The organism is Streptomyces hygroscopicus (assembly GCF_026168105.1).
In the GTDB taxonomy this organism is placed as follows: Bacteria; Actinomycetota; Actinomycetes; order Streptomycetales; family Streptomycetaceae; genus Streptomyces; species Streptomyces hygroscopicus_D.
This window is the reverse complement of the sequence record NZ_LBMW01000039.1, coordinates 37,395-60,522: the sequence shown is the minus strand read 5'-3', so window position 1 is coordinate 60,522 and position 23,128 is coordinate 37,395. Positions and strand designations below refer to the sequence as shown.

The 23,128-nt window shown below is 69.3% G+C and carries 16 protein-coding genes, 1 tRNA gene and 1 pseudogene; 5 read left to right on the top strand and 13 right to left on the bottom strand.

All coding sequences use genetic code 11. From position 1 onward, the window contains the following. Positions 1 to 32 precede the first annotated feature (32 nt). Complete coding sequence (locus tag AAW14_RS29565) at positions 33 to 1,199, bottom strand: PP2C family protein-serine/threonine phosphatase (RefSeq protein ID WP_265567230.1); 1,167 nt, start codon at positions 1,197 to 1,199, stop codon at positions 33 to 35. Positions 1,200 to 1,829: 630 nt separating this feature from the next. Here AAW14_RS29565 and AAW14_RS29560 point away from each other — a divergent pair. Next, positions 1,830 to 2,039: a hypothetical protein gene (locus AAW14_RS29560; protein ID WP_265567262.1), complete on the top strand. Its 210-nt coding sequence runs from the start codon at positions 1,830 to 1,832 to the stop codon at positions 2,037 to 2,039. Positions 2,040 to 2,665: 626 nt separating this feature from the next. Here the strand turns inward: AAW14_RS29560 and AAW14_RS29555 are convergent. The 3 genes from AAW14_RS29555 to AAW14_RS29545 all read right to left on the bottom strand — a co-directional run bounded on the left by AAW14_RS29555 (position 2,666) and on the right by AAW14_RS29545 (position 5,865). Then, a complete protein-coding gene (locus AAW14_RS29555) occupies positions 2,666 to 3,697 on the bottom strand; it encodes a hypothetical protein (RefSeq protein WP_265567229.1) in 1,032 nt (343 codons plus the stop codon). 887 nt (positions 3,698 to 4,584) lie between these two features. Then, on the bottom strand, positions 4,585 to 5,379 hold the full coding sequence (locus AAW14_RS29550) for a hypothetical protein (RefSeq protein ID WP_265567228.1): 795 nt from the start codon (positions 5,377 to 5,379) through the stop codon (positions 4,585 to 4,587). A 414-nt stretch (positions 5,380 to 5,793) separates the two neighbouring features. Continuing rightward, a tRNA-Val gene (locus AAW14_RS29545) sits at positions 5,794 to 5,865 on the bottom strand. Between the two features lie 211 nt (positions 5,866 to 6,076). Between AAW14_RS29545 and AAW14_RS29540 the strand changes: the two genes are divergently transcribed. Then, complete coding sequence (locus AAW14_RS29540) at positions 6,077 to 6,883, top strand: DUF4097 family beta strand repeat-containing protein (protein WP_265567226.1); 807 nt, start codon at positions 6,077 to 6,079, stop codon at positions 6,881 to 6,883. Positions 6,884 to 7,455: 572 nt separating this feature from the next. Continuing rightward, on the top strand, positions 7,456 to 8,814 hold the full coding sequence (locus AAW14_RS29535) for a hypothetical protein (RefSeq protein WP_265567261.1): 1,359 nt from the start codon (positions 7,456 to 7,458) through the stop codon (positions 8,812 to 8,814). A 30-nt stretch (positions 8,815 to 8,844) separates the two neighbouring features. On the opposite strand, the gene AAW14_RS29530 is transcribed toward AAW14_RS29535, so the two are convergent. The 3 genes and pseudogenes from AAW14_RS29530 to AAW14_RS29520 all read right to left on the bottom strand — a co-directional run bounded on the left by AAW14_RS29530 (position 8,845) and on the right by AAW14_RS29520 (position 13,584). Then, the gene (locus AAW14_RS29530; protein WP_265567260.1) at positions 8,845 to 9,990 is read right to left on the bottom strand and encodes an amidase domain-containing protein; all 1,146 of its coding nucleotides are present in this window, start codon (positions 9,988 to 9,990) and stop codon (positions 8,845 to 8,847) included. Between the two features lie 161 nt (positions 9,991 to 10,151). Then, positions 10,152 to 11,444, bottom strand: a complete 1,293-nt coding sequence (locus AAW14_RS29525) for a hypothetical protein (protein ID WP_265567224.1) — start codon at positions 11,442 to 11,444, stop codon at positions 10,152 to 10,154. A 54-nt stretch (positions 11,445 to 11,498) separates the two neighbouring features. After that, positions 11,499 to 13,584: pseudogene (locus tag AAW14_RS29520) on the bottom strand (transglycosylase domain-containing protein). A gap of 568 nt (positions 13,585 to 14,152) precedes the next feature. Here AAW14_RS29520 and AAW14_RS29515 point away from each other — a divergent pair. Further along, positions 14,153 to 14,386: an FmdB family zinc ribbon protein gene (locus AAW14_RS29515; RefSeq protein ID WP_265567223.1), complete on the top strand. Its 234-nt coding sequence runs from the start codon at positions 14,153 to 14,155 to the stop codon at positions 14,384 to 14,386. Positions 14,387 to 14,547: 161 nt separating this feature from the next. Here the strand turns inward: AAW14_RS29515 and AAW14_RS29510 are convergent, their stop codons facing one another. From AAW14_RS29510 to AAW14_RS29500, 3 genes are read right to left on the bottom strand one after another with little or no spacing between them, the layout of a single operon-like run. Beyond that, positions 14,548 to 15,360 carry an HAD family hydrolase gene (locus AAW14_RS29510; RefSeq protein ID WP_265567220.1) on the bottom strand — a complete coding sequence of 271 codons (813 nt, stop codon included), beginning with the start codon at positions 15,358 to 15,360 and terminating at the stop codon, positions 14,548 to 14,550. Continuing rightward, on the bottom strand, positions 15,357 to 17,879 hold the full coding sequence (locus AAW14_RS29505) for a phosphoribosyltransferase (RefSeq protein ID WP_265567218.1): 2,523 nt from the start codon (positions 17,877 to 17,879) through the stop codon (positions 15,357 to 15,359). Before AAW14_RS29505 ends, AAW14_RS29510 begins: the two co-directional genes overlap by 4 nt. A 39-nt stretch (positions 17,880 to 17,918) precedes the next feature. Beyond that, on the bottom strand, positions 17,919 to 19,088 hold the full coding sequence (locus AAW14_RS29500; protein WP_265567216.1) for an HpcH/HpaI aldolase/citrate lyase family protein: 1,170 nt from the start codon (positions 19,086 to 19,088) through the stop codon (positions 17,919 to 17,921). Positions 19,089 to 19,273: 185 nt separating this feature from the next. On the opposite strand from AAW14_RS29500, the gene AAW14_RS29495 reads away from it, so the two are divergent. Further along, positions 19,274 to 20,203: a TerD family protein gene (locus tag AAW14_RS29495; RefSeq protein WP_265567213.1), complete on the top strand. Its 930-nt coding sequence runs from the start codon at positions 19,274 to 19,276 to the stop codon at positions 20,201 to 20,203. Between the two features lie 24 nt (positions 20,204 to 20,227). Here AAW14_RS29495 and AAW14_RS29490 read toward each other — a convergent pair whose 3' ends face one another. The 3 genes from AAW14_RS29490 to AAW14_RS29480 all read right to left on the bottom strand — a co-directional run bounded on the left by AAW14_RS29490 (position 20,228) and on the right by AAW14_RS29480 (position 22,960). Beyond that, positions 20,228 to 20,962, bottom strand: coding sequence for a TerD family protein (locus AAW14_RS29490; protein ID WP_265567211.1), 735 nt, complete (start codon positions 20,960 to 20,962; stop codon positions 20,228 to 20,230). Positions 20,963 to 21,062: 100 nt separating this feature from the next. Then, complete coding sequence (locus tag AAW14_RS29485; protein WP_265567210.1) at positions 21,063 to 22,211, bottom strand: DUF475 domain-containing protein; 1,149 nt, start codon at positions 22,209 to 22,211, stop codon at positions 21,063 to 21,065. Between the two features lie 173 nt (positions 22,212 to 22,384). Beyond that, positions 22,385 to 22,960, bottom strand: a complete 576-nt coding sequence (locus tag AAW14_RS29480; protein ID WP_265567207.1) for a TerD family protein — start codon at positions 22,958 to 22,960, stop codon at positions 22,385 to 22,387. Positions 22,961 to 23,128 lie beyond the last annotated feature (168 nt).

Here is a 23,128-nt window from a genome sequence, read left to right as displayed (position 1 = left end):
TGCCGGTCGGGGAGGGAAACGGCGGGGGCTTTTCAGTCGGTTGCCGCCGGGAGCCGGTCGATGAGAATCATGGCCACGTCGTCGGCCAGCCGGTCGTGGGTGTGGTTGATCAACCGCTGATGCAGTTGCTCCAGGAACTCCTGCGGGCTGCGGGCGCGCACCGCTTCCATGGCCTCGGGCAGGGGGAAGAAGTCGTCGGAGCTGTTGCGGGCTTCGAGGACGCCATCGGTGTGCAGCAGCAGCCGGTCGCCCGGCGAGAACGGATAGCTGTCGATGGTGGCGACGGGACGGGTGATCAGGTCTTCCAGACCGAGGGGCGGCATCGGCGCCGTGGGACCCAGGGAGCGCACCCTGCCCTTGTGCAGCACCAGCGGTGCCGGATGGCCGCGGTTGACCAACTGGACCACGGATTCGACCGGCACCTGGGCGACGAGCGCGGTGACGAAACACTCCGTCCGGTACACCTCGTCGTGATCGGCCGCACAGCACTCCCGACGCAGAGCGGCTGCACAGTGGTTGATGACCTCGGCCAGGTCGTGCTCGTAGTGGACGGTCTCCCGAAACGCGCCCAGCACGGCCGCGGCCGCATGCACCGCGGGCAGGCCCTTGCCCCGGACGTCGCCCACGATCATCCGGACCCCGTACCGGGTCTGCACGGCCTCGTACAGGTCACCGCCGATCTGGGCCCCGGCCTCGGCCGCGAGGTAGATGCTGGCGGCACGGACCGGGCCGAGACGGGGGGACACGGGCCGAAGGAGGACCTCCTGGGCCGCTTCGGAGACGCGGCGGATCTGGTCGAGCTCCCGCTGTCTGCGCGTCCCCATGATGTGACTGATCGTGACGCACGCGACCGACACCACGAGGAGGCCCAGGAAGTTGCTGTAGACCTGCAGCCCCCACGAGTCGTGAAGGGTGGCGGACGTCAGGGTGACGGCCAGGGCTCCGGCCGCCGCCGACAGCGTGCCCAGTGGGCCCATGGTCAGTGCGGCGAGCGGCGGCATCGCGGTGAGGAGGGGGCCTGTGTAAAGGAAGTGCGCCGGCGAGAGTTCGATACCCAGGCCGATCAGCACGACCGCGAACGGCACGCACTGCTCGAGCCTGAGGAGGACCCAGCCGTGACCGACCCTCCGTGACGGGAGGCCCGCCCCCGACGAGAGATCCGCCCTTGACAGCAGGAAAGAGCGGAGGAGCGACCGCATGGGAAAAGCCTCCCTCGCCGGTCTCGGATGTTCCAGTCAGCTCGTGGACGCGCTTCGGCGATCCCCCGTCACCGGGTCGTCCGCTCTCGACGGCATCCCCTTCCCGTTTCCAGGCTCTCCCGCCTTTCCAGGCCCTTCCGCCCGCTCCCCTGCCCGGCCGTTCACCTCACCGACATCGCACACGCTCCGCCATCGACCGAACACGTTCGGTTTCCAGGAAGGGACGCCATTCGGACTTCAGCGAATCTGCACATCGAATGCGCAACCACCGCACGGGGTACGCCGAATCCGCACACGAGCCCGCCGGGTGGCGCACGGTTGGCGAGGAGTGTCCCGTTCGCAACCGCCCTGGCAATACCGATCGCCTCACGGTGTTGCGCAGCTTGTAGAGATGCTGCCCCCAATTCGTGTCCCCGCCCGCACGGATAAGTGGCCGACGCGTTCAACTGCCCTGGTGAGAGTGCCGTTTGATTGGATGCCCGGCGCGCTCCATGGTTTGATCCGTTGCGCCGCCAGGATTGCGCAACGGTCTCCGGAAACGGATGCTGCACACCTGCGGCCGTGGCCCGTCCCCTGTCCCCAGCGGGGCCGCTCCCCCTGTGGAATGTCCATGCGAAGGGAAGTTTCATCATGAACTCCGCTCCCCAGGTCCAGACCGTTGAGATCGCCGACGCCGAGCTCGACAACATCTCCGGCGGCCTGAGCCCGCACGCCGGCGTCTTCTTCGGCGACACCGCGATCACGGACTCCGACGTCCTGGCCCAGCTCGACGCGGCCAAGAGCGAGGCCCTGGGCACCGCCGGCCAGTACCACCAGGCCGGCGCCAGCGTCTCCTTCTGACCGTCGGTCGGTAACGACAGAGCTCCTGGCGGACACGGGTCTCAAGCAAGATCACCCGTGCCTGCCAGGAGTTTCCGTATGTACATGTAACGAACCCACCATGTAACTCACCATGTAACTCACCATGTACATGTACGGACCCACCGAGGCCGTTCCGCGCCGCTCAGCCGGAGACAGGCGGGCCCTCGGACGCGGGCACGCCCGTCGGCAGTTCGAACGCTGACCATGCGGCCCGCCCGCCATGCGTTGGGGATCCACGCCTTGCATCCGTACCGAGACAGGGCTTGTGAGACGTTCGGGTTTCCGCTGATGCCGGCCCGATGCTGACTTCCGTTGTCGCGTTCGTCCGTGCGGCCTTCCTGGTCGCGATGGTCCCGGGCTCGAGCACGGCCGTGATCCTGCGCCGGGCGGTGGTGAATGGCCGCAGCAGAATCCGTGGAGGCGTCGCAACAGCCAGTGCCCGGCCGAGCGCTTGAGCCGATCGGCTACCCAACGGCAGTCGCCCACTCGTTCGACGTGGAGGCCAGCGTTGAGGGGCGACATGAGACCCAGCAGCTTGCACGGCGCGGCCGCACTGCCTCACCCGAGGTGCCTGCGGGAGGGTAGGCCGGTAGGCCGTCGAACGGCTACCCCCTACAGCCCGGGATCGGAGTCGGGGCGCAGTTGTTCGGGTGGTTGTGCCGCACCTTGGAGTCTCGCAGTGTTACGGCTCCCAGATTGTAGATACCGCCTCCGTTGTCAAAGGCGGTGTTGTCCTCCACGGTGGAACGACGCGATGTCAGATTTCCGGGGCTGTCGTTGTAGATTCCTCCGCCGTTGCGCCCCGCGATGTTGCGGATCACGGTGGATTCCTTCAGCGTAGTTTTGCCGCGATTGAAGATGCCGGCGCCATCGGTCCCTGCAATGTTGTCGAGGACTTGCGATCGGTACAGCGTCGCTGTTGTACCAGGCGTAACGAGGATGCCTCCGGAGTCTGTTCCCGAGGAGTTCTTGCTCACTGTTGAGTGGTCCAGCGTCAAGTTGGTGGGAACAGAGGTGTCGATGCCGCCAACTTCACCAGAACTGTTGTTGCCCACTGTGGAGTAGAGCAGTTTCAACGTGGTATGGGGGCCATTTTCGAAGCCGCCGCCGATTTCGGTCGCGAAGTTGTTGCTTACTGTGGAGCGGTTCAGTGTCACGGTGCTGCTGTTTTCGTTGTCGAAGCCACCTCCGAATCCGTGCGCGCCAGGGGCGGTGTTATTGCGCACCGTCGAATTGTTCAGCGTCATGATGCCGTGGTTGTTTTCAATGCCGCCCCCGCCGCCGAAGGAGGCAGTGGCCGTGTTGTTGCGCACCGTGGAGTTGTTCAGCGTCACCGTGCCGCCGTTGTTGATGATGCCGCCGCCCGAGGTGGTGCTGTTGGCGCCGTGGGTGATGATCAGGTTGTTCAGCTTGACTCGGAAGGCCCCATTGATCGTAACGGTGGTGCCTGTGTCATGGCCGTCGAGAACTGCACCGTCCACGCCGATCAAGGTCAGATCGGTGTGGATGACGAAGTTGCCGAAGCATACGCCTTTGATCCGCAGCGTCGATCCCGGCTGGGGATTGCTGAGAGCGAGTAGCAGGGCGTTGGGGTTTTTGTTGCAATCAACCAAGATGCCATGGTCGATGGCCGCCACCGATCCTGCCTCAGCCAGGCAAATTGCCCCCGCTGCCACTACTCCTGCTACTACTGCTACGACGGCTTTCCCCCACCGTGGGCGGACTCCCATGACGACTCGCATATACATCCCGTTCTCCCGTGCCGGAGGGACGCGAGCAAGATCGGCGCCCACTCCGTTTCCGTCGGGGATGCACCCGAGGCACAGCCCGCTGAAGGAGCGTGCTCTCAGCCGAGCGACAGGGGTACGGGACAGGCCGCGACATCCATCCAATGGCCGTGAGGAGTGACCGGCGCGGCCTACAAGTGGCAGCCGAAGGGACGAACCGGGCGACCGAGCGGTCAACGGCTGTCAGCTGTGGTCGTCGCCTCGAGCCCTGGGGCGGCCCTGGCTTCACCAGACACAGTCCATGGAACCTCAGGACGATCTCGTGGTAGAGCCGTTCATCCTGTGCCGGCCGTCCCACGCACGTGACGACGCGATTGGTGTCGAGAGCTGTGGCCTCTCGATCGCCGGAGACGTTGCGGATCTCCTCCAGAGTCCACCCTGCCGGTAGCTGCCCGCCTGCCATCCAATGATGAAGACAGCGACGCAGCAGCCGAGTTGCGGCCCACATGCCCACTCCGAGCACCGCTTTGGGAGAGAGGCCGGTGCGTCCTGCCGATGACCTGCTGCTTCCCTGACCGGGCCGGCTGGCACGGATGTGCCTGGTGGCCACCCTTGTTGACCGCGGCCGACCCTGCATCTGGCACGGCCGTGGCACGCGGTGCTCGTCATCGGGACGTGCGGCGACCTTCTGGCCCGTAACTCCATGTGGAACGGTCATCGAAGGTTGGAGAGCCGCCGCCTGGCACTGGGGGTTGCTGGCGCGAGCACCGCTTGACCACGTGGCGTGGAGCTCAGAGTCAATGCTCGCTCTCGTAGCGAGCGACGTTCTTCGAGACCTTCGTGAGCAGCGGCTCCAGACGGTCGGCGAGCCGCTGATAGTCGCGGGCCCGGCCGTCCGACCACTGGGCCAGCCCGACCACCATGGCCCGGCCCTGTCCCGTGAAGGACTGCACCATTCCGCTGTCGGCCGGCAGGGTGCGCAGGCCCGATCCGGGCGGTGGGGCTTGCGCGGCCACCTGGTAGTCATCGAAGGCCATGGACAGCCGGGTCACCAGCTTCACCGTGTCCTGCGGATCCTTCATCGTGAAGACGGCCAGGTTGAACTGGTTGTTCCGCGCGTCCTTGTAGAGCGCGATCTCCTCGCCGACGCATCCCTTGCTTCCGGCGATCATGGCGGCCAGGGTCGGTCCCACTGAATCGGGCTCGGTGCAGGACTTCAACATGGCCGCACCCAGTTTGGTGAAGGCGCCGGTACCGCCTACCACATGAGCCGGGAACGCCTCAGCCGGCGGGATCACCGGCCGCGCCGCGGCAGTGCTCATCGGGGAGACCCTGGGTGCGGGGGCGGAGGCTGTCGACACAGGCGCGGCAGCTTCGTCGGACGAGGAGCTCGTGGGCCTCAGCAGGAGGAAAGCCGCTGCTGCCGCCGCCAATACCGCCGGCGCGGCAACCCACGGCCACACCCGCTTCCGCGCGGGGGCAGGGGCTTCCTTCACAGTGGCGCCCCGGACGAAGTCGTGGTTCAGGACCACGTTCCACTTGTCGTCGTCGAGGCTGTCGTGACCCGGGGGCACATCGTCGTTCATCGGCACGGTGGAACCGTAGTGATCATCGCCTCCGAGCTGAGTACAGCCAGGTCACAGCATGATTGCTATCCGGCTGACCCGGTTTCCCAGCGGCAGCATTTGTCAGTCGTTGATGCGATCCGTTTCCGTCCACCGTCGTTGATGACACAGTGCTGGGGGTCAGGTACAGCTCGATGCGAACTATGGGCTGCCCTGGACGCGACCGTGCGGGCCGCGCTGATCCATCAGCGCCTCGTCAATGGCCGTGACCACCAGATCGCCGACTACGTCGACGGCCGGATCAGGAGAGTGAAACGGCCCCCGCGCGGTCCGTCTGGCACGCAAGTGGCACGACGGCTCCGGGCAGCCGGAAATGATCAAGGCCCAGGCCTCCGGGTTCTCACCCGCCGGCCTGGGCCTTCATCGCGTCCTGAGACTGGGTGGGCGCGGACGGTTTCGAACCGCCGACATCCGCCTTGTAAGGGCGGCGCTCTACCGCTGAGCTACGCGCCCGGGACGAGTCGACAGCCTACATTGCCGGACGGCGTGCCTCGCAAACCCCTGGACCTGTGACCGTGGGAGGAGCGGCCACCGGGGGTTAACCCCACCCGGCATCCGGGAGCGCGCCGGATACTCCCACGGGCCCTGACCGCATACGGTCGGAATTCGCCGGGGGCTTGGGGCTTCCGGCTTTGTGACTTCACGTTCCCAGGGGGAGATCGTCATGGATCGTACGGCTGCGCGTGCCGGACGTACTCGGCGCGGTGGACGCACTCGGTGTGCTCGCGCGGTCGCCGTCACCGGAGTCGTCGCGGCGCTCGTCGCGATGGCCACGGCGTGCGGAGGCGGCGATGCCGCGGACGACCCGCATCCGGACCATCTGTCCTTCGCGCTGCACAGCCGTACGCTCACCGTCGACTCCGATGACTCGGCGCTGGAGATCGTCCCGGCGGATGTGGAGAAGGTCCAGGTCACGCGGTGGTTCAGGGGGACCGTCGTGGTCGGCGGGGACCCCCGGGCGACCTGGAGCGTGAAGGACGACCGGCTCGTGCTGCGGATGCGGTGCTCGGGCCTGCTCGCCGACTGCTCCGCCAGGCACCGGGTCGAGGTGCCGCGCGGGGTCGCCGTCAAGGTGGAGAACAACGACGGCAGCGTGCGTGCGCAGGGTTTCAAGGAGGCGCTGAGCATTCGTACGCGCGACGGTTCGGTGCAGGTGACCGACTCCACGGGGCCGCTGACGCTCGGCAGCGACGACGGATCGATCAGCGCCACGGGGGTGGGTTCACGTCGTGTGCACGCCACGACGCTCGACGGCTCGGTGCACCTGGAACTCGGCGCCGTCCCCGACCTGGTGGAGTCCAGCAGCGAGGACGGCTCCGTCTCGATCGCCCTGCCGCACGCCACCTACCGGGTGAGCACCCACTCCGAGGACGGCCCGGTCCATGTGTCCGTCCCCAGGGACGGCACCAGCTCCCATGTGGTCGACGCACGGACGACGGACGGGTCCGTCACCATACGCACGGCGGGGTAGGTCACCCGGGCGGGGCGGGAACGGTCACGGTCACGGTCACGGTCACGGCGCACCGTGAACCGACCGCCCCGTGTGTTCGTCCTCAACCGGTGGGAGAATGACTCCGGGCAGGGCGGATGACAGCACGGGAGAGGGATGTGACGGCGACACCACCACAGCCGTGCACGCCGTTTGCGCCGTGCGCGCATCGCCGATCGCCGAGCCCCCGGCCCGGCCCCTTGAACGCCTCGCCTCCGGCCCATGCCGGGCGCGACGGCCGGCACGTCACCCAGGAAACGGTCGGCGGCGCCGCGCCGGAAACGCGCGGCGACTCCGCGCCGGAAACGGTCGGCAGCGCCGCGCCGTACACGTGCAGCGACCCCGCCGAGCGGGGCGCCGAAGGGCCGGAGCTCACGGGCCACACCCTGCTCGGCCACACCGCCGGACCGCGGCCGGACCGCGGCCCCGGACGGGACGCCACCACACGCACCCCGGCCCCGGCCCGCTCCCCCCGCACAGCCGCAAACCCGACCCGCTCCGTTCCCCCCGCCGCGACCGGCCACCAGCTCACGCCGGCCGGCGCCGGGACCCCGCTGCCCGCGCCCCGGCGTTCCGGCCGCCGGGGTCGGCCCTCCCCCGCCCGGGACGCGCTCGCTCTCCTCGCGATCCCGCTCGTCGCGGCCCTGGTGCTTCCTGCGGCGTTCGCCGGAGGCGGGACGCGGCGGTGGTTCGGTGGGCGGGCCGAGGGGCAGCGCGCCGAGGCGCAGGCCGCCAAGGACGCCGCCGCGGCCGCGTTCTACGAGCTCGACACCGCGCAGCGCGATCTGAGGATCTCGATCGAGACCATCGCCGCCGTCGACGACTCCCCCGCCGCCGGCCGGGCGGTCGCCGACTTCGAGGCGTTCGGGCGGCGCATCGACGAGGTCAGCCACCGGTACATCGCCGCCGTCGACGCTCAGGACCTCGACCGGGCCGATCTCGAGGCCTCCGCCGCTTCCCGCGCCCGCGCCGAACTCACCGCCGCCAAGGACGAACTGACCCGGGTCAAGCAGGAGCTGGATCGTTTCGCCGCGGGACTCGGGCCACTGCTCGGCAAGGCCGAGACCCGGCTCGCCAGGCTCGCCCCCGCCGTGGAGCGCGCCCGCCAGGCCCTGCGTGCCGCCGGCGACGCCTTGGACGGGGTCCGGTCCCTGGGCCTCAAGGCCGACGACCTGGCGGCCCGGCTGGCCGCGCTGGCCCCGGAGCTGACCAAGCTCAACCAGGGCGCAGGACAGCACGGCGTGGAAGGGACCCTGGAGCGCGCGGAGCGGGTCGCACGGGAGGCGGAGGCCGTGCGCAGCCAGGCCGAGCGGCTGCCGGAGCGGGCCGCCGAGATCGACCACCGGCTGGCGTCCCTGCGCACCCGGGCGCAGGCGCTCACCACCCGTGCGGGACAGGTCTCCCCCGTGCTGAGCGAGCTACGGCGGCGGTTCGCGGCCGCCTGCTGGCAGGACCTCCAGCAGGTGCCCGAGCAGGCCGCCGAGACCGTACGGCAGGCCGAGTCGAAGCTGAAGGAGGCGCAGGCCGCGCGGGACGCCCAGCGCTGGCCGGACGCCACCTCGCAGCTGTCGACCGTACGGGCGCTGCTGAACACGACGGACGAGGCCGTGTCCGCGGCCGGGGACCGGCTGCGGCGGCTCAACGCGGTGCAGAAGGACCCGCAGCAGGAGATCGAGCGTGCGCGGTTCGCGATCCGTGACGCCCAGCGGCTGGCGATGTCGGGGCGTACGACGCCCGATCCGCGGCACGCCGGCCCGCTCGACGAGTCCGTAGCCCGTCTCGACCGGGCGATCGCCACGCTGGAGGGCCGCCACCCCGACTACTGGCACTTCCTTACGGAGACCGAGGCGGTACGGCAGGCGGCGGCCCGGGTGGTCGCGCAGATCCGCCAGGAGCGGGGAGCCGGTCACTGAGTCCCGGCCCCCGCCCGGGAACACATGCGCTCAGGTGCGGTAGGCGTAGTAGGCCGCGGTCGGGTACGACGCGACGATGCTCGCCACCGACCTGTTGTAGGTGTTGGTGGAGTGGTACGTCACGTACGGCACGCCCTGCGGGCTGCGGTAGGTGACGATCATGGAGTGGTCCTTGGAGCCGTCCCTGTTGAAGTCCATCTGCAGCACGTCACCCACGTCCAGCTGGAAGACGTTGGCGAGGCTGGTGACCCGCTTGGAGGACAGGGCGAACCACGAGAACTCGTTGACGCCGACGAACGAGTCCGACTGGATCTCGGAGTTGCCGAACCACTTGTGGAAGTCCGAGGCCGAGCCGGGGACGTGCTTCCAGCCGCCCGCCTTCAGGGTCTGGCTGACGAAGTTGGTGCAGTCGCCGCCGTCCGCCTCCCCGTTGTAGTTCGGGTAGGCCGGGTTGTAGTGGTTCCAGTACTTGGCCGCGTACGCCGCCATGGCCTTGTAGTCGTAGCCGGTGGCGGAGAAGTTCTTCGGCTTGGCCGAAGCGGGCCACGTGGTGGCCGAGCGGGCCGCCTCCGGCGGGCCGTCGTCGGCGGCGGTGTCCGGTGCGGCGACGGCAGGCTTGGCCACCTGGTTCACCGCGAGATAGCCGTCGTCGGTGTCGCGGATACCGGTCAGCTGCCAGTTGCCCTGACGGTCGGCCCGGAACGTCAGCTCGTGGTGGGCCTGGAAGCCGGTGGTCTTCGGCTCGTTGCCGTGGACCTTCGCATACGTCAGCGTCGTGGTCTCGGTGACGTCGACGGTGGCGCGCCGGCCCTTCACCTGCGTGGCGTCCAGCGTGACGCTCGTGCTGCCCGCGCTGTACTTCTCACCCAGCTTCGCGAGGCGGGACTTGCGGCCGCGCAGCTCGGACAGGGCGGAGCTTTCCTGACGCGACTGCGTGCCGGACAGGCGCACCTTGCCGGAGAAGCCGGACGTCAGCTGGTGGTCTCCCTGCTGCCCGCTCCTGGCGCCGTCCACCAGGGCGTTCGTGCGGTCACTGAACACGGCGTCGGCCAGCCGCTGGAAGGTGGCCTTGGTCGCAGGGTCCACCGTCGGGTCGTCGGTGACCGCCGCGCCCGCGCTCCAGTTGGGCAGCAGTGCCGCGCCCGCCACGACCGAGGCGGCCGCCGCCGTGACTATGGTCGCGCGACGCCGCTTACGGCTCAATTTCCTTGATTTCAATGATGTTCCCCTCTACGCCGGTACTCCCGTACCGGGAGACGGCATCTTCGCACGCCATGTGTGGCTCGTGTGAAGGGGGTTGCCGCAAGAGACATCGGAGAAGGTCAGCGGGCGACCCGTCAGTGCACCACGGACGACCAGTCGGGCGACTGCGCCGGATCAAGGGTGCGCAGCTGCGCGAGGGTCGCGGGCTTCTGCACGTCGAGCCAGTCGGCCAGCTCCTTGAAGGACACGCACTGAACACCCTTCTTCGAGCACACATTCTTCACAACCTGGTCGATGGCCTTCATATAGATGCCACCGTTCCAGTCCTCGAAGTGGTTGCCGATGAACAGGGGCGCCCGGCTGCCGTAGTAGACACGGTTGAAACCGGCCATGTAGGAGTCGACGGTCTGCTGCTGCCACAAGGCGTACTTGCCGGGGTCGCCGTGGGTCTCGCCGCCGGACTGGTTGTAGAGGAAGTTGAAGTCCATCGACAGACCCTGGAACTTGCCGTTCTCGTACGGGAGCATCTGCAACGGGAAGTCCCAGATGCCGTTCTTCTTGGCCGGCCATATCTGGAAGTCGCCCGGGGAGCTGGCGTCGTAGCGCCAGCCGTAGCTCGCGAGGGCCTTCAGCAGGTTCGGCTGGCCCTCGAGGCAGGGCGCGCGCCCGCCGGTGACCTCCTTCTTGAAGTCGAAGGGCAGCGGGGCGATGTCCTTGAAGCCGGTGTTGGTCTTCCAGTTCTCCACGAAGGAGTAGAACTGGTCGATCTCGCTCTTCCACTCGTCGACGCTCCAGTCGCCGCCGCCCTTGGCGCCGCAGAAGTGGCCGTTGAAGTGGGTGCCTACCTCGTTGCCCTCGTCGTACGCCTTGCGGAGCTGCTCCAGCGTGTCGCGGATGTGGTCGTCGGTGGCGTAGTCGATCGCCGCGGAGCCCACCGGGTGCTGCGGCGGGTGGTAGAGGTCCTTCTTGCTCTTGGGCAGCAGATAGATGCCCGTGAGGAAGAACGTCATATGGGCGTTGTACTCCTTGGCCATCTCACGGTAGTGCGAGAAGAGCTGGTCGGAGCCCTGGAGCGCGCCGTCCCAGGAGAACACGACGAACTGGGGCGGCTTCTCGCCCGGCTTGAGCGGCTTCGGCTTCAACTCGCCCTTCTGCGGGCCTGTGTACGAGGTGGAGCCGTCGCCGATGATCCTCGTCCTGCCGTCCCACTTCGGCTCCGGGGTCGGCTTGGTGGCGTAGTTCTTGCCCTTCCCGGCGTCATCGGAAGCGGTCGGCGCGGTCTTGTCCGGCCGCGTCAGCGCCAGGAAGGTCGCCGTCACCGAGGCGACGACGAGGAGGGCCGCCAGGGTGACGAACCCGGGGCGGCTGCTCAGCAGGGCAGTGCGGGGAGCGCGGGCACGGCGGCGGCGGCCGTTACTCGTTGTCATGGGCGGCTCGTTCTGCAGGAGGAGGGTGGGTACGTGCGGTGTCGGTCGCCGGCGTCAGCCGAGCGGGCTCATGGCCTTCGACCAGATGCCGTAAGGGACGCCGTTCGCGGCGGTGCCGGCAACTCCCTTGAGCGGCAGTGGGTCGAGGCTCTTGGACAGGTCCATGCGGTAGACGACGACCGCGGTCGACACGGAGGTGGCCGTCCCCACGTACCAGGAGGCGAGGTCGTCCTGCGTGGTGCCGGTCTTCCCGGCCACCTGAGCGGTGGTGGAGACCCCGTTCGGGTGGCCGGTGCGGAAGGACTCCGTGAGCGCCTCGGTGACCTGGCGGGCCACCGTGGCGGCGATGGCCCGCTGGGGCCGGGTGGTGTCCAGGGTGACCGCGGCACCGTTGCGAGTGATGCGGCGCACCGAGTACGGCTCTGTGTGCGTCCCGTCGGCGGCGAACGTGGCGTATCCGCTCGCCATCCGGATCGCACTGGGCGTGGAGTTGCCCAGGGACAGCGCGGGCACCTGCGGCCCCATGCTGGAGGAGAGCAGCCCGGCCGCCTCCGCCGTCTCGCGCACCGTGGCCAGACCGGTGTCCATGCCGAGCTGCATGAACGGCGTGTTCACCGACTGGGCGAGAGCCTGGTGAAGGGTGATCTGCCCGTAGGACCTCTTGCCGTCGTTGTGGGCGGCGACCTTCTTGCCGCTGCGGTCCCAGTAGGGCCCCTCGGGTGTGGTCACGGGGACGCCGTCGTCGCCGTTGTAGACCGAGTCGGGGGTCACCGGGGCGGCGGGCCCGACCCGGGTCTTGTGGACGCCGTGCTCCAGAGCGGCGGCGTAGACGAACGGCAGGGAAGGCCGAACCGGCCGGGACACTGGCCGAGTTGGACTCGTTGTAGCCCTGGGTACGGTGGTCGGGGCCGCCGTAGACGGCAAGGATGCGGCCGTCGGCGGTCACCGAGGCGGCTCCGTAGTGCACGGTCTTCGCCACGCCGGGGTGGCCCTGCGCCGCCTGCTTGCGGGCCTTGGTCACGGCGTCGGTCAGCGCGGTCTCCCGCTTGCGGTCGAAGGTCGTATAGATCTGGTAGCCGCCCAGGTCGAACTCCTTGTCCGAGATGTGCCCGGCCTTCTTGGCGTACTGGGCCGCCAACTCCACCAGGTAGTCACTCTGCTGACCGGTGTCGTACAGCGGGTTCTGCTTGAGCGGCTCGGGGAAGGCCCGGTACTTCGCGCGCTCGGACGGCGACAGCTTGCCGATCTTGACCATCCGGTCGAGGATCCAGGTCCAGCGCTCCACGGCCCGATGGCGGTTGGCGGGGTTGAGCGTGGGGTCGTAGAGCCCGGCGCCCTTCAGCAGGGAGGCGAGGAACGCGGCCTCGCTGGCGTTGAGCTTGCTGACGTCCTTGCCGTAATAGGCCTGGGCCGCGCGCTGAATGCCGTAGGTGCCGCGGCCGAACCAGCTGGTGTTGAGGTAACCCTCGAGGATCTGGTCCTTGCTCATCCTGTTGTCGAGCTTGAGGGCGATCATCGCCTCGGTGAACTTGCGGCTCACCGTCTGGTTCTGCGACAGGTAGACGTTCTTCACGTACTGCTGGGTGATGGTCGAGCCGCCCTGGGTGTCCCCCTCGCCGACCGTGCGCCACAGGGCGCGGGTGATGCCTTTGACGGATATGCCCGGGTCGGTGTAGAAGCTCTCGTTCTCCGCCGCCAGCACGGCCCAGCGCACCTGCTCGGGTATGTCCTTCAGCGGCATCGCCTGCCGCTGCACCCATCCGGTGCGGGCCATGGGCGTGCCGTCGGACCAGAAGTAGACGTTGTCCTGCTGGGTGGCGTACGAGTTCAGGTTCTCCGGTATGTCCGTGGCGGCGTACGCGACGACGAGGAACGCACTGGTGAGACCCATGGAGGTCAGCACGGCCCCCAGCCACTGGCGCCAGGAGGGCATCCAGCGCCGCCAGCCGGTGCGGCCCGGCCGTGGGTACACCGGTTTGAGCCTGTGGGCGTAGGGCGCGATCTTCTGGGCATAGGGCGCGATCTTGTGGGTATACGGTGCCAGGTACGCGGTGACACGCGCGAGGACCGAGGGCGGTGCGGCCTTTTTGCGGCTGCCGCGCCGGCCGGAGACCTTCGGCCGGAACACCCGCAGTTGCATGGTGGCGTCCGGCCTCGGCTGCGTGTCGCCGTCCGGCTCCGGGGGCCCCACGGTCTTCAACTGCATGGTGGTGTCCGGAGGCAGCGGGGCCCCTGCCTTCAACTGCATCGTGGTGTCCGGATCGAAGCGCGTCTCGGCCCGGGCCTCCCCGTCCGCCGGACGCTGCCCGGACTGCTTCGGCGTCGTCCGTCGGCGGTTCGGACGGCCGTCATTCTCGCTAGCCACGGTGGGCTCCGGTGTACATGCGGCCCTGGCGGGGCCGCCCCCCTATTCGCTCTGTTCGCTGCCGTGCCTCGGTCACCACTGCGTCTCCCTCCGCACTCGGTGTTGCGCGCGCGGGTAGTGCAGCTGCCACGCATGTGGCTGCGAGCCCCCCTCACGACGTTGCGGCTCATCGCGACTCACATAAATTATCAGCGGCCTCTGTGGTCTCCCGGGTCAGGAGGGGCACAGAAGTGGCCATGTGAAGAAAATTGAGGAGATCTTAAGGAGGCGCCGGGGTCACCGCATGGGGCGCGGGTTGCCCGCAGTCCTGGGTTCGCCGGTGGACGCCCGTTAGTCTGTGTCCATGCCTCGCTACGAGTACCGCTGCCGTACCTGCGGCGACACCTTCGAACTGAGCCGCCCGATGGCGGAGTCCTCCGCCCCCGCGACCTGCCCGTCGGGCCACGACGACACGGTGAAGCTCCTGTCGACGGTCGCGGTGGGCGGCACGGCATCCACCCCGGCGTCCGCCCCGGCGCCGGCCCCGCGGGCGGGGGGCGGCGGGGGCGGGTGCTGCGGCGGGGGCTGCTGCGGCTGAACCAGGCGGCACGCGCGTACGCAGAACGCTGCAGGCGCGTACGCAGAACGAGGCACGCGCCTACGCAGAACGCCGTACGCGCGACACGCCACACCCGCAGCACGCCACACCCGCCACCCGCCACCCGCCAGTCGCGCCCCCAACCTCTCAGGGCAATACAACTAGGCCTCGCGTGCCGCCTTCAGGAACTCCCGTAGGATCCGTTCCCCGGCCATCACGCCCCGCTCCGGCAGGGCGCTGAGCCCGGGGGCCGTCCAGTCGGTGTCCGCCAGTTCGCCGTGGCCCGGGCGCCAGCCGCGGTCCGCGGCGAGCAGCAGGTCCGCGTCGAGCAAGGAGTCCCCGGCGGCCAGGGTGAGCGCGGCGCCGGTGCGACGGGCGATCTCGCGCACGGCCGCGCTCTTGGTGAGCGGCTTCGGCACGGCGTAGATCTTGCGGCCCTGAAGCGACACGGTCCAGCCGCGGTTCTCCGCCCAGACGGCCAGTTCCTTCACCCATTCCTCGGGCAACAGCTCACGCTCCACCACCAGATAGGCGAAGAGGTCCTCCGCGACCCGGTGCTTGCGCACCCAGGACGGGTCCGCGGTGGCAGCGAGGTGTTCCCTCACCTCGGCCAGCGGCGCGCACTCGTCCGCCAGCCGCGCGAGCACGCCCGCGTGCCAGTCGAGGTCACAGACACCGTCGACGAGCAGATGGCCGCCGTTGGCGCAGATCGCGTACGTCGGCGTGGGGCCCGGCAGGTTGATGCGCTGGTACTGCTTGCGGGTGCGGGTGGTGGTCGGCACGAACACCGCCCGGTCACCGAGGTCGGTGAGCAGCCCGGCCGCGGTCTCGGTCATGTACGACAGCGGCCTGCTCTCGTGGACCTCGACGCACAGCAGCCGTGGCGCCCGCGCGTCCGGCATGGTCAGGGCGAGCGCGGCGGACGAGTAGATGAGCGTACGGTCGAGGTCGCTGGCGACCAGCACGGGGGTCATACGGCCACCGCCCTGCCGTCGGTGCCGGTGGCGCCCCGCGTGTAATGGGGGTGGATCAACCCCACGCAGGTGTACGGGAGGTCGGCGACCTCCTCCACGGGCACGCCGCGCTGCTCGGCCAGCAGGCGTACATGGTCGAGGTCGGCGCCCGCCCCCGAGCTCTCGGCTCCGCTCGAGCAGGGGGCGCCCCCATCGGACCGCGCCAGGATCTTCCAGGGCACCCGGCGCAGCAGGACACGCGTGGTCTCGCCGACGCCCGGTTTGACCAGGTTCACGTCGTGGATGCCGTACTCCTCGCTGATGCGTTCCACCGCCGACCAGCCCTCCCAGGTCGGGGTGCGGTCGCCGGAGAGCAGTTCCTTCGCCTGCGCGCAGGCCGTCTCCTCGACCTCGGCGAAGCGGGCGGACACGGCGTCGAGGAAGGCGGCCGACACATCCGCACCGGCGAGTTCGCGGTAGAACTTCGCGCCGTGGTAGTCGTTCGGGCCGACCAGGTCGGCGCGCAGCACCGTGCGCGAGATCAGCCCGGAGACCGTCGAGTTGAGGCAGGCGGAGGGGATGAGGAAGTCCTCGCGGGTGCCGTACGTCCGTACGCACGATCCCGGGTCGGCGAGCACCGCGATCTCCGGGTCGAAGCCGGTGATGCCGTCGGACGCCTCGAACTCCCTGATGGCTTCGGCGAGTTCGCGGGTGATGGCGCCCTTGCCGGTCCAGCCGTCGACGAAGACTATGTCCGAGGGGTCGTACCGGTCGGCCAGATAGCGCAGAGCGTTGGCGTCGATGCCGCGTCCGCGCACGATGGACACCGCGTAGTGCGGCAGGTCGAGTCCGTGGCGGTGACGGGCCCAGCGGCGCATCAGGACGCCGACCGGGGTGCCGGCGCGGGCGAGCGAGACGAGGACCGGGCGCGGCGACCGCTCGGCGAGAACGGTCTCGGTGACGACGCCGACCGCCTGCGCAAGCCGCTCCGCCGAGGCCTCGAGCGCCGAGTGGAACAGCTCCTGGTACCGCTCGCTCGGCTGGTACTCCACCGGCAGCGACTCGGCGTAGTGCGCGCCGCCGCTCTGGATCGCCTCCTCGCGCTCCTCGGTCGGCGCCTCCAGGGTGACGTCCGAGAGGTCCCGCAGCAGCCAGCCGACCTCCTCGGGCGCGTACGACGAGAAGGCGGGGCCGCGGAGGGGCTCGGGCAGCATGGCGGATCTTTCTCCGGAAAAGGCGGGGACGTGCGGGGGCGCGGGGACGTGGCTGGGGACCACCGCGAGCAGAACGTGCGGGGTGTGGGCGGCGAGCCGGTCCAGCAGGCCGCCGGGGGCGTGCAGTTCGGGCGTGTCGGCCACGGAGTCCACGATCGTGACAACGGCGTCGAAGCCGGCGCCGGCCACGTTGTAGGCATAGCGCTCGCCGGGGCCGTCGGCCGGGTCGTCGTGGGCGGGGAAGACGAGCCGGCTGCGTATGGCGTAACCGGGGTCGTCGACCGCGAGGACCGGCGAGCGGGTGGTCGTGGAGTAGCGGACCTCGGCGGCCACGATCCGCTCCAGCTCGCGGGCGAGCCTGAGCGGCGCGTACATCAACTCCTCGCAGCCGAGCACGAGGACGCGTCCGGCCCCGGCGGGCAGCGCCTCGGCGAGCCGCGTGGCCATGGCGGGCAGCGCCTGCTCGAGCCGGGCCCGGTGTCCGGGCGTGAAGCCGTGCCGTCCGCCGTCGGGCACTCCGTCGGGCCAGCCGAGCGCGACGCGGGTGATGGTCCCGTGCGCCGGGTGGTCGGGGACCGGCGACTCGTGCCGGGCGACCAGTTCCTGCCCCTTCGCAAGGACGTCCTCCGGCAGCCGTACGGTCCCCGCGGCCGCCGTCACCAGGTCGATCCGGGCGCCGATCCGGCGCCCGAAGTCCGTGAGGCGCCCGAGGTCGGCGGCCGAGCGCAGGTCGACCAGCGCGACGACGACGTACCGCTTCCTGGGGTGGCGCCCATGGAGATCGCGGATGGTGTTCATGACCGTGTTGCCGGTCGAGAACTCGTCGTCGACCAGGACCAGCGGGCCGTCTCCCGCCAGCAGCGCCGGGTCCTCCGGGAGCAGCAGGTGGGAGGTGGCGTGGGAGTGGGACTCCTCGAAGCCGCCGGCGCGTGCGACGCCCTCGACGGGCCGGCGGGTGGAGTGGAGGTAGGGCGCGAGACCGAGGCCGTCGGCGACGGAGTGGCCGAGGCCGGTGGCCGTCTCGGCGTACCCGAGGACGACCGCGCGGGCGCCCCCCGAGCTCTCGGCTTCGCTCGAGCTGGGGGGACCCCCACCGTCGGCGCTCAGCAGGTCCCGCACCCGGCGGCCCAGGGCGAACCCGTGGCCGTAGACGACCGAGGGGGACTGCGGGACGTGCTTGCCCAGCACGTTGGAGACGAGCAGATGCGCCCGCTTGGGGTTGCGCCGCAGCGCGAGCCCCAGCAGTTCGGTGAGCTTCTGGTCGCCCACGAGTTCGACTCCGAGTCGCTCGGCGACCCAAGTCCCGGTCCAGACCACGTTCTTCATCGGTTCCTTGTCAGCACGACGGCAGGACGGCTTCGGCCCTCAGCCGGGGAGCCCGGCGGCCAGCAGGTCCACGAAGCCGATGTCCTCGTTCGCCACGCCGAAGACCTCGGCGCGCTGGAGGGTGCGCTCGGCCCAGGCGCGGTGCGGCTTCACCTCGTTCATCTTGTTCGTGTACGCGGAGCGAAGCACGCCCCCGCCGAGGCGTTCGGGCCGCAGGATGTCCTGGGCGTCGCTGAACTCCTCGTGGCTGACCACCGACAGCGCGTGCACCGGCATCACATGCGTGGGGTGGATGCAGGTCTTGCCGAGCAGGCCGTTGGCCCGGTCCAGGGAGATCTCGCGCAGCAGCCCGTCCAGGTCGTGCTCGATGAGCGACTCGCGCAGTTCCTCGACCTCGCCCTCGAGGAAGGGGCTGCGCCGCAGCTGCGGCTTGAACATCCGCTCCTGGACCCGGAAGTACTCCCATACGGGTCCGGTCACCGTGAAGCCGGTGCCGTCGGCACGCCCGAGGACGTTGACGACGTCGGCGATCACCGAGGCGACGATCTGGACGTCGTAGGCGGTCATGTCGGGTGCCCGGCGCAGGCCGTACGAGGAGCAGAAGTCGGTGACGCCGAGACGCAGCGCGAGGACGCGGTCACGGTACTTGTCGACCGCGCGGAAGATGCCCTCCAGGGTCTCCCGGCGCGTCTCCAGGTAGAGCAGGTCGGGCGACTCCAGCACGGGCATGGCGAACAGCCTGCGCCCGCTCGCGGCCTCGGCCGCGGTCAGCGCCTCGAGGAAGGGGACCCCCCGCTCCTCGGTGAACTTCGGCAGCACGAAGCCGGACAGCAGCCGCACGGCCGGGCCGAGCCGGGCCACGAGGTCCGGGATCTGTCCCGGGAGGCGTACACGGACGAAGAGCAGTGGAAGCTCGATGTCCGTGGGGAGGGACGCGAGGTCGGTGAACTGCCGGACCAGGTTCTCCTCGGCGTCCACGACGTCCGCGTCGTCGATGGAGTCCTCCAGGCACAGCACCATGGAGACCACCCCGCGGCCCGCCTGCTTGACCACGTCGTCGGCGAGACGCGGCCGGGTCGCCGGGCTGTACAGGGTGGCGCCGAGGGCCGCCGCGAGCACGCGGGCCGGGGAGTCGGCGGTGAAGGCGGCCGGCTCCCGGTGGAAGAGGCGCTGCCGCTCCTCGGGGGCGACGTGCCCGAAATGACGCATGAGACTCCCGCGTGATGCTGGACGACCCGAAATGATGTGGCCGGTAATAGTACGTAGAACTCCGTGTCATGGGTTCCCATCCGGCATGAAGTTCCGGTAACCCAGCTGTGTCGGCGGCAGGTCGGGGCCACGCCGCCAGCCGCCCCGCGTTGTCGTGACCAGGACCGAGAAGGCAGGATGACGCCATGACGCACGCGATGGTGAAGGGGTCGAACGTACCGCTCGAGGCCACAGCGGTACGGGCGGTGCTGCGCTGGTCCCCCGGGCAGGGTGTCCCGGAGGTCGACGCCTCGGCACTGCTCCTCGGCCCTGGCGGGCGTGTGCGGTCCGACGAGGACTTCGTCTTCTACAACCAGCCGCGGCATCCCTGCGGGAAGGTCCGGCTGCTCGGCAAGAAGCGGGAAGCGGACGGGCTGGCCGACACGATCCAGACGGACCTGGCGGGGATCGAGCCCGACGTGGGCCGGATCCTGCTGGTCGCCTCGGCGGACGACGTCACCTTCGACCGGGTACGGTCGCTCCGCATCCTGCTGTACGACGCGGCTGTCGCGGAGGGGGAGCCGCTGGCGTACTTCGACATCAAGCCGGAGACGGGTGCGGAGACGGCGCTGATCTGCGGGGAGCTGTACCGGCGCGGCGAGGGCTGGAAGTTCCGGGCGCTCGGCGAGGGCTACTCGAACGGGCTGAAGGGCCTGGCAAACGACTTCGGCATCTCGGTGGACGACGCGGAAGCCCCGTCGGCCGGTGCGGGAGAGGGTCCGGTCCCCTTGACGGGTACGGCGTCGGTCGCCACGGCGGGCACGGCACCCGTGCCCGGGGCGGTCACTGCGTCGGTGCCCGCCCCGCCGGAGGTGTCGGCACCGCTGCCGCCGGAGCAGCCGGTGCCGCGGCAGCCGGCGTACGGCTATCCGCCGGAGCCCGCGCAGCCGGCGGCAGCCACCGCGCAGCCCGCGTACGGGTATCCGCAGCCGGCGAGCCGGCCGGCGTACGGCTATCCGCAGCCGGGGACGGCCGGGGCGCCCGCACCGGCTTACGGCTACCCGCCCACGGCCGCCCCGGCGGCGGACCCGAACTTCAGACTGCCGCCGCAGGGGCCGCAGTTCATCGGGCGGTAGTCCGGCCCGGCGGGGCCGCGAGGGTCAGGCCTTCGTCTTGTAACCCCGGCCCCACTGCAGGCCCCACCCGTAGAGCCGGTCCAGTTCCGCCTGGAAGCCGTAGACGAACTTCACCTCGCGGCGGACCACGAGCTCGCCCTTGATGTTCTTCTCGATCATGACCACCGCGCAGGAGCGGGCCTGCGGATGACGTTCGTCGAGGCCGATCTCGATGCGCGGGCCGTTGCTGGGGTAGAGCGTGACCACGGCGTGCGTACGGTCGAACGCCGGCGTCTGGTCGTAGATGTAGACGAAGATCAGCAGCCGCTTGAAGTCGTCCCGGTGGTCGAGGTTGACGAAGATGGTCTCGCCGGAGCCGGAGCCGAACCGGTCGTCCCCGCTGAGCTTGATGTAGGGCGGGTCGTTGAGCTCTCCGAAGAAGCTGCCCAACGGCTGCACCACGCCCTTGGTGCCGTCGCTCAGCTCGTACATGCATCCCAGGTCGAGGTCCACGTTGACCATGCTCTGGGTGTGCGCCTGGACGACCTCAGGGGTGAACAGCCGCAGCGGGCGGCGCAGCAGACTGCCCCGTTCGGGTCCGCCGATGTCCGAGGTCCGCATCCGCCACGACAGGTTGATGCGCAGATTGCCGGTCGCCGCGCCCTGCTTGGTGAGTGACACCCGCTGGTGCCGCTTGTTCAGCTCGATCGAGTTGGTCGCCGCGCTGCCCGAGTCGAACTCCGTCGCGCGCCCGCGCCACACGCTTTCCCAAAAGCCCATGCCCGCCCCCTGTACATACGGTTCAACAGCCGCGGGGCGGCCGCCGGGGACGAGTCCTCGGCGGCCGCCCCGAACAGAGCGTTCCTCACCCCGGTGTCCGTCACACCCTGGACGAGACCTCAGTCTTCTCGTCCGAGCTCGTGCCTTTTCCCTCGGCCTGTGCGAGTGCCCGGTTGCGGCGCACCGAGGACCAGAAGGACCAGGCGATCAGGATCACGCCGACGAGGCCGGTGATCACCTCGTTGATCTCGTACTGAATGGTGACGAGGAGGATCACGGCGAGCGCGCCGATCGCGTAGTGCGCGCCGTGCTCCAGGTAGACGTAGTCGTCGAGGGTGCCCTGGCGGACCAGGTAGACCGTCAGGGATCGGACGTACATCGCGCCGATGCCGAGGCCGAGCGCCATCAGGACGATGTCGTTGGTGATGGCGAAGGCGCCGATCACACCGTCGAAGGAGAAGGACGCGTCCAGGACCTCCAGGTAGAGGAACATGAAGAACGCCGCCTTGCCGGCGAGGGCGACCGCCGAGCGCTGCTTGCCGCTGCGCCTGGCCTCTTCCTCCTGCTCCAGCTCGCGCTCCTCCTCTTCCTCCAGCCGGTCCTCGAAGAAGCCGGAGAGACCGCCGACGACCATGTACGTGACCAGGCCGGCGATACCGGAGATCAGAACCGTCTGCGCCTTGTCGACGTGCGCGCCGCCGTGCTGGTGGGCGTGGGCGGCGAAGGTCATGGAGGCGATCAGCAGGACGATCAGCGAGATGCAGACCGACAGCATGTCGACCTTGCCGAGCTTGGCGAGCGGGCGCTCGATCCAGCGCAGCCACTGGATGTCCCGGTCCTCGAAGATGAAGTCCAGGAAGATCATCAGCAGGAACATGCCGCCGAAGGCCGCGATCGCCGGGTGGGCGTCGGTGACGAGCTGCTGGTACTGGTCCTTGTCGGTCAGCGCCAGGTTGACCGCGTCTATCGGGCTCTTCTTCGCGGTGACAGCGACGATCACGACGGGGAAGACCAGTCGCATACCGAAGACCGCGATCAGCACGCCCACCGTGAGGAAGATTTTCTGCCAGAAGGCATTCATCTTCTTCAGGATTCCGGCGTTCACCACCGCGTTGTCGAAGGACAGCGAGATCTCGAGGACGGACAGGATCGCCACGATACCGAAGGCGGTCCACCCCCCATAGAGGACCGCTAGGGCCAAGCCGAACGCGGTGACCACGAACGACCAGCCGAAGGTTTTCAGAAGCACTGGCTACCCAATCCGTATGTGTACGGGGCTCCCCGTCGCCGTATCCGGCTTTACTCAACGTTGACCACGAGTCTAGAGGGATACCTCTCCCGCCGGGACACACAGGTTGGTCACGACGGGAGAGCCACTGTGGTTCCCGTGTCCTGAGGGGTCCGCCACCGCCACACCCGGATTTACGAAACGTTGACCCCGAAGTCCAGGGCGATCCCGCGGAGACCGGACGCGTACCCCTGTCCCACCGCGCGGAACTTCCACTCGCCGCCGTAGCGGTAGACCTCGCCGAAGATCATGGCCGTTTCGGTGGAGGCGTCCTCGCTGAGGTCGTAACGCGCCAGCTCCTGGCCGTCGGCCTGGTTGACGACCCTGATGAAGGCGTTGCTGACCTGCCCGAACGTCTGGCCTCGCTCATCGGCCAGATGGATGGAGACCGGAAAGACGATCTTGTCGCACTGGGGCGGCACCTTCTCGAGGTCGACCAGGATCGACTCGTCGTCGCCCTCGCCCTCACCCGTGAGGTTGTCGCCGGTGTGCTCGACCGAGCCGTCCGGGCTCTTGAGCTGGTTGTAGAAGACGAACCATTCGTCACCGAGGACGCGGCCCCCGCTGCACAGCAGCGCGCTGGCGTCCAGGTCGAAGGGGGCTCCGGTGGTGGAGCGCGCGTCCCAGCCGAGCCCGATCATCACATGCGTGAGGTTGGGTGCGGCCTTGGAGAGGGAGACGTTGCCTCCCTTGGCGAGCGTGACGCCCATGATGCTGGTCCTCCCCGAGATACGACGTCGTCCCGGGAGCGGAGACCCCCGGTGGCGGGGGCTTGCCCCCATGGCCGGGGGCTTGTCCCCCGGTGGTCCGGAGCTTGTCCTCCGGTGGTCGGGGTTTGTCCCCGCGTGGCCGGGCGCGGAAACCCAGCGGACCCGGGG

Coding starts and splice junctions, on each gene's coding strand:
- AAW14_RS29565 (WP_265567230.1), bottom strand. CDS start 1,199: ATGCGGTCGCTCCTCCGCTCTTTCCTGCTGTCAAGGGCGGATCTCTCG.
- AAW14_RS29560 (WP_265567262.1), top strand. CDS start 1,830: ATGAACTCCGCTCCCCAGGTCCAGACCGTTGAGATCGCCGACGCCGAG.
- AAW14_RS29540 (WP_265567226.1), top strand. CDS start 6,077: ATGGATCGTACGGCTGCGCGTGCCGGACGTACTCGGCGCGGTGGACGC.
- AAW14_RS29525 (WP_265567224.1), bottom strand. CDS start 11,444: ATGACAACGAGTAACGGCCGCCGCCGCCGTGCCCGCGCTCCCCGCACT.
- AAW14_RS29515 (WP_265567223.1), top strand. CDS start 14,153: ATGCCTCGCTACGAGTACCGCTGCCGTACCTGCGGCGACACCTTCGAA.
- AAW14_RS29510 (WP_265567220.1), bottom strand. CDS start 15,360: ATGACCCCCGTGCTGGTCGCCAGCGACCTCGACCGTACGCTCATCTAC.
- AAW14_RS29505 (WP_265567218.1), bottom strand. CDS start 17,879: ATGAAGAACGTGGTCTGGACCGGGACTTGGGTCGCCGAGCGACTCGGA.
- AAW14_RS29500 (WP_265567216.1), bottom strand. CDS start 19,088: ATGCGTCATTTCGGGCACGTCGCCCCCGAGGAGCGGCAGCGCCTCTTC.
- AAW14_RS29495 (WP_265567213.1), top strand. CDS start 19,274: ATGACGCACGCGATGGTGAAGGGGTCGAACGTACCGCTCGAGGCCACA.
- AAW14_RS29490 (WP_265567211.1), bottom strand. CDS start 20,962: ATGGGCTTTTGGGAAAGCGTGTGGCGCGGGCGCGCGACGGAGTTCGAC.
- AAW14_RS29480 (WP_265567207.1), bottom strand. CDS start 22,960: ATGGGCGTCACGCTCGCCAAGGGAGGCAACGTCTCCCTCTCCAAGGCC.